This window comes from Enteractinococcus helveticum (genome assembly GCF_020742345.1).
GTDB classification, from domain to species: domain Bacteria; phylum Actinomycetota; class Actinomycetes; order Actinomycetales; family Micrococcaceae; genus Yaniella; species Yaniella helvetica_A.
In genome coordinates, this window is the sequence record NZ_DYXC01000166.1 from 1 (window position 1) to 8,255 (window position 8,255).

At 51.0% G+C, this 8,255-nt stretch carries 6 protein-coding genes; 1 reads left to right on the forward strand and 5 read right to left on the reverse strand.

Annotated features, from left to right (window positions below; genetic code table 11):
* Positions 1 to 266 precede the first annotated feature (266 nt).
* On the forward strand, positions 267 to 1,100 hold the full coding sequence (locus K8V32_RS14095) for a hypothetical protein (RefSeq protein WP_303908885.1): 834 nt from the start codon (positions 267 to 269) through the stop codon (positions 1,098 to 1,100).
* A gap of 324 nt (positions 1,101 to 1,424) precedes the next feature.
* Here K8V32_RS14095 and K8V32_RS14100 read toward each other — a convergent pair whose 3' ends face one another.
* From K8V32_RS14100 to K8V32_RS14120, 5 genes are all read right to left on the reverse strand, one after another.
* A complete protein-coding gene (locus K8V32_RS14100) occupies positions 1,425 to 1,838 on the reverse strand; it encodes a hypothetical protein (RefSeq protein ID WP_303908889.1) in 414 nt (137 codons plus the stop codon).
* 357 nt (positions 1,839 to 2,195) lie between these two features.
* On the reverse strand, positions 2,196 to 4,754 hold the full coding sequence (locus K8V32_RS14105) for a GIY-YIG nuclease family protein (RefSeq protein ID WP_303908892.1): 2,559 nt from the start codon (positions 4,752 to 4,754) through the stop codon (positions 2,196 to 2,198).
* Positions 4,747 to 6,363 carry an Eco57I restriction-modification methylase domain-containing protein gene (locus K8V32_RS14110; RefSeq protein ID WP_303908895.1) on the reverse strand — a complete coding sequence of 539 codons (1,617 nt, stop codon included), beginning with the start codon at positions 6,361 to 6,363 and terminating at the stop codon, positions 4,747 to 4,749. Before K8V32_RS14110 ends, K8V32_RS14105 begins: the two co-directional genes overlap by 8 nt.
* 8 nt (positions 6,364 to 6,371) lie before the next feature.
* Positions 6,372 to 7,025, reverse strand: coding sequence for an N-6 DNA methylase (locus K8V32_RS14115; protein ID WP_303908898.1), 654 nt, complete (start codon positions 7,023 to 7,025; stop codon positions 6,372 to 6,374).
* Positions 7,026 to 7,467: 442 nt separating this feature from the next.
* Positions 7,468 to 8,255: DUF5677 domain-containing protein (locus tag K8V32_RS14120; RefSeq protein WP_303908902.1), on the reverse strand; the 788-nt coding region annotated here is incomplete at its 5' end.

Consider the following 8,255-nt stretch of genomic DNA (forward strand, 5'->3'; position numbering starts at 1 on the left):
TGGGTGGCGATAGCCGTACGAAGTGACTGTTGATAATCCCGGTACTGCTCACGGGTGAGCCGCGACCATGCTGTGCCTCCGGGTGGGCGGGGCACGGTGATGCCGGCGGAGGGGTGTTCAGCTTCCGTGTACCCATACTAGACGGTATTTGAGTGAGGTAAGTGACAGAAAGGGGTATTCTGCCAAAGTTAACATCTGGATATTTAGAGGTTGGAATTTTCTGGGTATAAGCTATGTAAAACCTTTTCACCCTCTAAGGAGTCCCTGTGAAGCTTCGTTCACTCGCCCTAGCTTTATCCTTTGCTGTAGCCACTACAGGAGTTGTGGCGCCGACCGTTCAAGCGCAAGAATCTCGAACTATGGCCGAGCAGTATGAACCGGAATTTAGTCCAATTCCTAAGCCTTTCATTGGCACTACCACGTCGGGGGAATCTGCCACCCTCCCATACTCCGGAGTGCCAAGCGGGACCGAAATGACTGTTCTGCATCCGAATTTTGGTTCGGATGGCGATAAGGAAAATGGACTGCTTGTAAGGGTAAACGTTGGTGATAATATTTGGCTCCATATGTTCCCTGGTGACTTGCGGGGAACTTCTGCTTCGAACTCGGTTGATTTCTTTGTGGCTTACCCCGATGGCTCAACAGAAGTAGTCGAGCATACGTTTACTGTGTACCCTCTGCAAAAATTTTTGCATTCACCACGGATTGATAATGCTTTTGTTTATAAAGGGGTTGAGTCTCGCTTAAAGATCGAAGACCTTCCAGAAGATGCGCAGATACAGATTATAGAGGCGCCTGACGGCTGGGAATTTGATGTGGAAGGGGACATTCTTAAGGTTAATGCTTCCGAAGCTGTAACTAGGGATGTGATTGCTTATACTACTTTTGCCGATGGAAGCAATCTCATAACGACCTTCTATATTTCAGCTCAGCCTGTTCTCCCAGATTCTAAACCAGAATCAGATTCTGAACCAACACCAGATCCTGAACCGGCTGAACAGTCAGGGTCTTCTTCGGAAGGCACTATCATCGCGCTTATCCTCGGACTTCTTGGCCTTGGTGGAGCTGCAGCATTTTTCTTTACTCAAATGAATCGATAGGGATTCTCCAAGAACTGAACAGGATTCGTGGTGCAGCACAGTACTCCAAGCCAGAATTTCTAATCAAAATGGCCCTATAGGCTCCCAGATCGATACCTGTTGCCCCTAGTAAAAGGATGACTAGACTGAGGGGCAGTAAACGACACTGACGTCCCTATTCTCGTACAGAGTTGTAAACGTCTCTGAAAGCTCCTGGTGGCAGCCGGGAGCTTTTCTTTACCTATACTGATTCAAGATTGACTATATCTAGGAAAAGTCCAGGTAATTGGTATGGCCATATAGACATATGCCTATATGGCCACCATATTGATACGGAGCTTCCTGCTAGAGGTACGCTTCTTCAATTGCTTCTTCGATTAGGGAACGGATTGTTTTTCCGGTATTTCGGCTGACGTCGTTGAGTAGCTTTTTATGCTTATAAGAAATTCGTGTATTGAGTTGCACGACCACTTCGTTGAGCTGCTCTTCCTTGAGGGTGAGGCTATTTTTATTGAAGATTTCAGAGGCTAGCTGATCGAATTCAGATGTGGAGTCTGGGATGGTGCATTTTGCGTACGCCTGCTTGAGTCGCAGGATGGAACCTGATAGTTGCGAAGCCTTCTTAGTGACTTGCTCCAAACGCTCTTCGTCCTCTGCGTCGATAGTCGAAAAACGTTGATGTGGGAGCACGGTGGTGGGAGCCCCAAAAGAGGCTAGGGTACGAAGCGTTGGTTCAAATGACGCGGGGGAGTACCTCAAATAACGTGTTTAAGTAAAAGTCACCACGGTGTCGTCGCTGACCAGAGAGGAGACTCGGCCAACTGAGTGCCCCTGCCGCATCCTGCTGTTTATAAGTGGAGAGTTTCTCGGCGGCCACTTCATCCCGTAGCCGGTTAACCTCTGCGGTTTCTGGGGTCAGCTCAGTTTTCAAAGTGACGATGACGGTGGCCTGTTCGGTGTTCGAGGCCCTTCCGTCCAGCTTTGCAACAGGCCGACGGCAAGAACCAGGGCGCCGTCGTTCTTCATAGCTCCGATGCCCTGCATCACTGGGGTAGACTTATGGCTTCGCTAGCCATATGCTTTTTAATCACCCTGCGAGTCAGATATCTATCTCAGTTACGCTTCGACGGCGATAACGGTGTTATAGAGACCGTAATGACGCAGGCCCTCGTGAGATTCGACGCCAGTGTAGGACAGTGAAGAATCTTCGTAGCGACGGAAGGCGAATATTGCCTGGTTCATGTGAGTGGCATTGAAGACGCCTAGATTTACAAGCAAGTGGAAATCGGTGACGCTCAGGCCAGTTACCGTCTTGAAGAGCTCGGGTTCTAGCTTCGTGATGACGTCTTGGAGAGTGTTCTCACGGAAGTCTGTGAGGTACATGAATGCCGGAATGCGGGTCGCAAACTTGACCAATTTATCTTGAATCTTTTTCCGCATAGACTTGTACTCCTTCTCCTCAGCACTCAGCTCCTTTTTCTCCTTGGGGGTAAGATCTTCACCCTTCTCCTTTTTAGTGGCCTTCACTGCCTCGCTCTTATTAACAACCGCTTCGATAGCCCCCGCCCCCAGTGCGCGGAATCCCTCGATGTTCATCACAGCGTTCATTGCCTCTTGATCGCCTAGAATTCGGCGCAAGGTGTCGTTATCTACGTTGACGAGAATCGCCGACTCCCATTTGCGGGCCAGCAAGGTGGCCGAGGTGCCGGCCATCGCAATATCGAGGACGCCGGCGGCATTGACCTGGGTCATGTTCGCCCCGTCGTAAGCAAGTACCGGCAGGAACTTGACCAGCTCTTCGACGGCATGCTCGGGGTTTAGAGCCTCGGGTGAGAGTCCCACTCCGTAATCGGAGATTTGACGCAAAGCTCGGGTAGGGGCGAAATCGAAAACGAAGCACACTGGTTTGAGCACTGTTTCTTCACTCGGGTCGTCGCCATGAGGATTATTAATTGACCAGGGCGATTGCACCCGAAATGCCGCTTGGAAATAGGTTTCCGGAGAGTTGAGATTGCGCAGCATGAGAATTGAGGACCACTGTTTGACTGTGACCCCAGTGGTTAACTTGCCACACGAGAGAGTGATAGTCTTCGTGTCGTGACCATCCCGTATAGCTTTGCGTACCGGGGGTAAGGCTTCAAGGCCAATACCGGCATGGGGTCCGGCAACGCTGAGGACTTGATAATCATGCCAGAAAGAGTTCTGGCGCTCGGCCAATAGATTAGCCATAGCCTCGCAGGATGAAACCGTAGGCAGAAACCAGAACGAATGCTGGAGATATGGCAACAGCCGCGTATCGGAGTACGGGAAGGGTGGCCGGGAGCCCATCCTCATCGCGTCAACTTGCGTGGGCAGATATGCACCGCGGATGATGCCGAGCCACTTCTGCACGTCCGTCTTATGCACAAACGTGGCCTCACTGCCGGTGCCGGTAGCTTCAAAAAAGGCATTAAGGTCGAACTCATCGAATTCCCCCTGACTAGCGACCTCGATCAGTTCGTCGGGCATCTGGTACGTAAAGAGCTGTAGCTCAGGCAATGCGCCGTAAGGGTTCTTCTTGTCCGGATAAGTGGAAGCATAGTCTGCCTTGGCGCGTTGTTCATCGGTGTAAGTCCAGTTAAAGATTTGCTCCTCAATGAACTCGCCGGTAGCCAAGGCCTTGAACGGGGTACCCGACAGATACAGGTAGGCACGAGTGGTAATAGGTAGAAAGTCGTCTTCGTTATTGCCTAGCTCGTCAAGCTCCTCATCAAAGGCAGCCAGCCCCTCGTGATACTCGGTGGCGATCTCCTTCTTAGCGACCTTCTTGTCTTCACCCTCGAATAATTCCTTGGCGGACTCTCGCCAAGCGCCGAAGTGGTATTCGTCGAAAATCACAAGGTCCCAGTTAGTTGTGTGAATCCACTCGTTCTTAGGTTTGATCATCCCGGTTTTCTTGTCCCTGCCAAGTAAGTCTTGGAACGAACCGAAGTACACTAATGGACGCATCGGATCTGCAGTATCCGGATCGCTACTAGCGGCGGAGGATAGGTATTGCCAACCCTCGAAATCGGCATGGGACTCTAGATCGGTCCGCCATGCATCTTCAACAGCGGGTTTGAACGTGACAACCAAGATGCTTTTTGCGTTCATGCATTTCGCAAGTTGGTAGGAGGCGAAGGTCTTACCGAAACGCATCTTCGCGTTCCACAAAAATCGCGGTACGGCACTTGGGTTCTCAGCCCAGATCGACTCGTAGTACTCGTAGGTCCTCTCCACAGCGCGCGCTTGCTCGGGCCGCATGGGAAAAGTCTCATGGTGAGTGCCGGTGAGTTCCTTCCCGATGCGCAGCTCTGTAACAGCAGTACGCACATCATCAGGTGAACATCGCATCCATTCTCGAGATGTCTCAATGCTGGGGTTTTCAAATCCTTTCTCGATAAGCCGCTGACGAACATCGGAGTCACGAAAAATTGACCCGTCCTCGCGCTCGGCGAGTTCGTCAATATGCAGAGTGTAGGACTGTTGCACCTGGCCTTGAGATTCCCGAATCCGCTTGTTAACGTCGGACTTTGTAGTCTGGCCAATTTTAATCAGACCAATGTAATCGGGCGATGGGTTATTCGAACTCCATGCGTAAATGCGTAACCGAGCATCAGGCTTAACTGGGAATAGCTCCTCTATTCTCTTACTCATCGCTCCCCTTTAAAGGCTTGATAGTGCTTTCGATAAAGGAAATATCTTCACTATCTAGCCCGTATTTTGTGTACAGATCAGCATCCGACCACTGACGAGAAAAATCCTGTCTCGGCACAAAGGAGAAGGACGAACGAGTTATATTCTGACCTGACAGAACAGATGAAACTAAAAATCGCACGAAGCGTGTACGGAGATATTCTGCGACATTCTGTGATTCCAACTCATCGCCAAAGGGGCCAACTATCAGGTAAGACTCAGTTGCGACAGTCTCTGGTGACATAGTCTCAATTCTGGAGAAAACACGGCGCATTCCATCTTTATCGGTCTGTCCAGCGTGCTCACTGGATGTCTTAGACAGCAAGACTTTCCAACGGTCGATCAGAGCCTCTCCCTTGGGAACATTAGATCGATCAATTCGCCCATCACGTCCAGCGGCATATAGATACAGGTCACCAACTCCATCACGCTCATGGCTGGAGTCAATGCCGAAGGGGCGCCTTGCTGAAACTAGCGAAGAAAACGTTGGATTCTCTACAGCTTCAATCTTCTTAATGATTTTTAGCGCACGGTTATCGCGAACAAACACAGAATATTCGTTAAGGACACGATCTACCGACGTTCGCTCGCCGCTAGAGATCGTCTCCACATGACAGGTTCCAGGATGGTCACGGTTCCATAGGAAATAACAGACCCCACCCGATACATCAACACCGTTAAACACATCACGAGAGTCTGGATAATCCGCTAAAAATCGAACTCTCTGGTCGTTCAGCATAGATTGACGAAAACCGTCAAGCCCCTTCCCGCCAGAGAACCATTTCGAGGGGATGATCATTACTAGAAACCGTGGATCAAGCGTTTTAGCTTGCTCGACAAAATCCCGATAGATCGGGGCTGCGCTGGAACCAGTACCACCTCCATCGTTAAGCTGGTAGGGCGGATTACCGATGATGACGTCAAAATGCATAGTCTCTCCGAATAGCTCGTCTATCCGAGCCTTAATGTCGTCCGTATGGGTGAAAGCGTAAGCGTGAGTTTCAAACTCATTACCCCGCGCGTAATCATCTTCGTTGGCACCGCAGTAGCGGCACTTACGGCGGATATAGACCGGGATTTCGTCTCCCGTGAGGGGGTCTAAGTGGAACTTGCGGGTGCCACCCATCCAGGTATGCTCGGTGCGCTCGAACCAAATGTTACCGGCCTCAGTAGTGAAAGACTTCACGATGGAGTGCGGACTATTGGCGTATCGAGAACAATAAACACTGCGGCGGGCCAGGAGAGCAGTGAGTTGTGTAATGCCGATGCCATAGACCTGCCGGGTAAGAATATGGTTAACGCGCTCAGTCAGGTCAGGGATAGTGAGAGCAAGGCCCTCGGTGAGGCGGCGAGTGATCTCACGTAGGAAAACACCGGATTTGGTGACCGGATCTAGGAAAGTTACGTTCGGATCCGCCCAAATGTCTGCACCATCATTGGCATCAGCCCACGCTGTTGCAAGGAGATCAAGCATCGCGCTCGCCATCTCGGGCGGGGTGAAGACCTCATCGTTAGAGAGGTTGGCGATACAAGTAAGAACGTCTGGATTGTGACCGCGCAGAGTGAACAAGTCCTGAATCATGCCGTGCTAACCTGCTCAGCAATCTCACGAACAGTCATTACCGGATGGGTTTTACTTGGAGCAAAGAAATCCTGTGCAGCGTCCTGGAACAACGAACCTTCAGCTTTCCACATCGAGCGTTTAGTAAGGTTCTCGTAACAGAAATCGCGACGTTGGAACTTTCCTTTACCTAGATAGCCCCACTCAGCGAACGTGATCGGCAGTCCGCTCGAATCGGTCATAGTCAACGCATTTCCTTGGACGATATTAAAGGCTAAGACCACACGCGCTGCTTTTGCCCATTCACTTTGGTCACTGACGTCGAGAAAAGCATTGAACAGGTCAGCAAGATTATCTCGACATTCCTGGATGTTGTCAGCCAGCAACTCGATTCCATAGGTGCACATCAGAGCAAACAGGGCATAATTACGCTTTTCGAAGCCGCTCACGCCGTGACGAGTTTGAACAGTAGCGAACTTACGGGCAAGAACTGCCATGAGAAAGTTACCGGACCCGCAGGCAGGTTCCAGAACACGCGAATCGATGCGCTCTGATTCTTCCTGGATAAGGCTAAGCATATCCTCAACCATCCATGGAGGAGTAAATACCTCCCCGTGATCAGCAACGCGCCGTTTAGTTCTAACTAAACGTTCCGCCTCATTCAAGTTCATCCCTGCTCCTTCAATGTAGGGATCTCGCTGTAAAATGCGATCTCCAAAGACACCTAATTAGTACAAAGCACGACTAGTCTTGCACATCCACACAGCATCTCACTAGTCTGTCACTTCCGTAGATAAGCAATCTTATGGACTAGAGACCCCATCCCAAGAAACCGGCTCTTCCGAATCTGAGAGGAGTAGCCAGGATAGGGCATCAAGCAGGAGGATCAGAACCCACCGTAAGATATGGCTTCCAGTATGAAGATGAAAGCTCCTACACAACCACCTTTTCGCCCCGAGGGCCTATGTCTGATTCTATGCCTCTTATTCCCGGTGTCATCATCCACGTCCCGTCAGTGGCGATTTTCTTTCCGAAGTGGAAAGTGGTTGAGCCCCGACGCTGTGTTTCTGCATCCATATAGGGGGTCCACCTCCACGGGCCCGATCCCTGTGTCTACTTTCCAGGGGTCGGGCCCTCCGTCGACTCCCCGTTCCAGGCGTCGAGGATTTCTCTGTGCAACCGAGCTAGGACCCCAAGCATGTGACGCCCGGTGTCAATATCTTTGTCCGTCTCTGAGTTATGAATCTCTATAGGGACGATAGTGCCTACTAAAGAGAGCAAGAATGTGGATCCGAAAATGGCCGGAAACGCGAGGCCATCAATGGTCGCTCCACCGTTGTACCCGATAGTACCCATTCCATCTGACTTTCCTGCGTTAGCTAAGCCAGCAGAGCTGGCATGCAGGTGTTCGCTCGCGATTCTGTAGTAGGCGTTTAGGCTTGGCATCACGAGCTTGTTAAGGTCCATGAATGAGGGTGTCTTCTTGGGAAACAGAGGGGCCGCCCATCCCCAAGATGTCGAAAACACTTTCCCATATGTACCGATAAGCTCCCTCTGTCGTGAATCGAGGGCGTCAAGAATCTCAGTGTTGATAGTCTCATCGATACCCGGAATTCCAGTACTGATCAGGTCCCTGGCGGCTCCTTTAAGGAACACTTCCTGATGGAGAAGGTATCGTTCCACGAGGTCAGGGCAGTTTGACTCAGGTGAGCCGTATTCCCAGAGGACCCTCGTAACAATATAGAGCTCGTGGAGAGAGCGAACACCGGCAAATGCGCCCTGAGGGTAGCCACCTCGCAGTAACCAGGACACTTCGTTGAAGGCGAGCAACGCCCTCGCTGCGAGCCCGGTCAAGGTAGTGAATAAGGCAGCATAGGCATCGTCTTCTGGGTCATCCTCGA